The organism is Arsenophonus sp. ENCA (assembly GCF_002287155.1).
In the GTDB taxonomy this organism is placed as follows: domain Bacteria; phylum Pseudomonadota; class Gammaproteobacteria; order Enterobacterales; family Enterobacteriaceae; genus Arsenophonus; species Arsenophonus nilaparvatae.
In genome coordinates this window covers 1-1732 of sequence record NZ_NHNG01000741.1, presented here as the reverse complement: position 1 = coordinate 1732, position 1732 = coordinate 1, and the positions used below count along the sequence as shown (strand labels likewise).

The window sequence follows — 1732 nt, the reverse complement described above, 5'->3', positions numbered from 1 at the left end:
AAAAACAAGAAAATAAAATAATCTCGGGCATCCGTATTACGGTTGAACACGCCATCGCGGGTATCAAGCGCTTCGGTTGTATGACCCAAATTTTACGGAATCGTAGACCCTTTATTGATGATACCTTTTTACTCCTTAGTGCCGGTCTTTGGAATTTCCATCTCAGAACAGCCTAAAATTTACTTCAATCACCGAAATACCCTTATTTCACTATTAAGCAACACGCTTACTTTATTTTCCGGTTATTCAGTTGCCCAAAACGTTGATACCGATGATCCCTGTACGGTTTTTCTCTGCATGGCTGGAAAAGTAAGGGGTGAAAATCCGTTAGAATGTGCAGCACCCGTAAAGACTTTCGTCAATATTTTGAAGTGGAAAAAAGGCCATATTCGTTGGAGTAAGACGATTGATGCACGCAAAGTTTTTCTATCGGGTTGCGCCGAAGCAGATCCCGTGGAAATTAGCAAAATTATCAGCAAATTTGGACGTATGAGATAAAACGATACGCTTATCAGGATGAAGGGTGTGCGTCGTATGCCAGTACGACGCACACCGTAGCCTTCAATTAATGAGCAAACGATTTTAAAAGGAAACATTAACGTGAATACTACAATAATTAATCTACCCAAAAACAGCCATAAGTCAATTTCATTCTATTTGATTTTCTTTTTTTTGTTATCGCTAATAGTATCAGTTGATGTAATAGCGTATGAGTGTACGACAAGTGAAGGAAGCGCATCAGGTATAAGCGAAGTTAGTCGGTGTTTACAAAGAAAAATAGAAAAAATCACGCAGCAAAAACACGAAGTAAAAGAGCTGCTTGAACAAGAAAAATCCGAGCGGATAAAAAACGATAAAGATATCTTAAATCAAGCGAATGTACTGACAAATAAAAAGATAGGTGATGCAAAAACCGAGGTTAATGCCAATATTAATAAAGCCAAAAATGAGGCAGTAGGAGCTTCAAGCAGTTACGCAAACAATAAATATGAGCAGAGTATTGATTATGCAAATAAGGCTTCAAAACAAGCTTTAAAGGAGTCCATGCAATATACTGAAATGCGAGAAAATATTATTAATGAAAAGACAAATCAGTTAATCGATACCGAAAAAAAGCTTCGAATTAAAGGTGCTGAAGAAACGATGATAAACGCAAAAATATATGCAGATGAAAATGACAAAAAGATATTATCTAGCGCTAAAGAATATACTGACATCTCTCTTAATAAAGAGAAAAAAGAGAGGAAGGTAGAAAACCAAAAAACAGAAGAAAGAGGAAAGGAATACACTGATTTTGTTTTCCAAAATGAAAAAAAAGAACGTATTGATGACGACGATAAAACATTAAAAAATGCTAACAAATATACTGATTTTAAAATTATAGAAAACAATGAACTAATCGCAGCAGATATAACCGCTACCAGAGAATTATTAAAACACAATAGTTCAATGTTAAACGGTGAAATTATTCGAACAAAAAGAAACAATGAAGATAACCTAAACACGAGTTTCGCACAAAACTAATTTGGGTACGCTAATAAAACACGGATGTGCTCAGCAATAGCATTTTTGATTACGTCCCAATTTTGTTGATAAAGGGTTATTTTTTCAGATATACGACGTTTATGTTGTTCAAACCACGCAGAAATAGCGAGAAAAATATGATTTCTTTGCGCTCGGCTCGTGCGAGCCTGACAGCGTTCAATACCACAATTTTGTTTAACTTCTCGAT

3 protein-coding genes and 1 pseudogene are annotated in these 1732 nt (G+C 35.5%); 3 read left to right on the top strand and 1 reads right to left on the bottom strand.

Annotated features, from left to right (window positions below):
* The first annotated feature begins 17 nt into the window (after nucleotides 1-17).
* The 3 genes from CBG25_RS21570 to CBG25_RS19285 all read left to right on the top strand — a co-directional run bounded on the left by CBG25_RS21570 (nucleotide 18) and on the right by CBG25_RS19285 (nucleotide 1524).
* Nucleotides 18-176, top strand: coding sequence for a hypothetical protein (locus CBG25_RS21570; RefSeq protein WP_366212646.1), 159 nt, complete (start codon nucleotides 18-20; stop codon nucleotides 174-176).
* On the top strand, nucleotides 118-498 hold the full coding sequence (locus tag CBG25_RS19290) for a TrbM/KikA/MpfK family conjugal transfer protein (RefSeq protein ID WP_290608679.1): 381 nt from the start codon (nucleotides 118-120) through the stop codon (nucleotides 496-498). Before CBG25_RS21570 ends, CBG25_RS19290 begins: the two co-directional genes overlap by 59 nt.
* 102 nt (nucleotides 499-600) lie before the next feature.
* Nucleotides 601-1524 carry a hypothetical protein gene (locus CBG25_RS19285; protein WP_290608677.1) on the top strand — a complete coding sequence of 308 codons (924 nt, stop codon included), beginning with the start codon at nucleotides 601-603 and terminating at the stop codon, nucleotides 1522-1524.
* Here CBG25_RS19285 and CBG25_RS19280 read toward each other — a convergent pair.
* A pseudogene (locus CBG25_RS19280) lies at nucleotides 1521-1732 on the bottom strand (hypothetical protein); the annotation flags it as partial. The gene CBG25_RS19285 and the pseudogene CBG25_RS19280 overlap by 4 nt on opposite strands.

Coding starts and splice junctions, on each gene's coding strand:
- CBG25_RS19290 (WP_290608679.1), top strand. CDS start 118: ATGATACCTTTTTACTCCTTAGTGCCGGTCTTTGGAATTTCCATCTCA.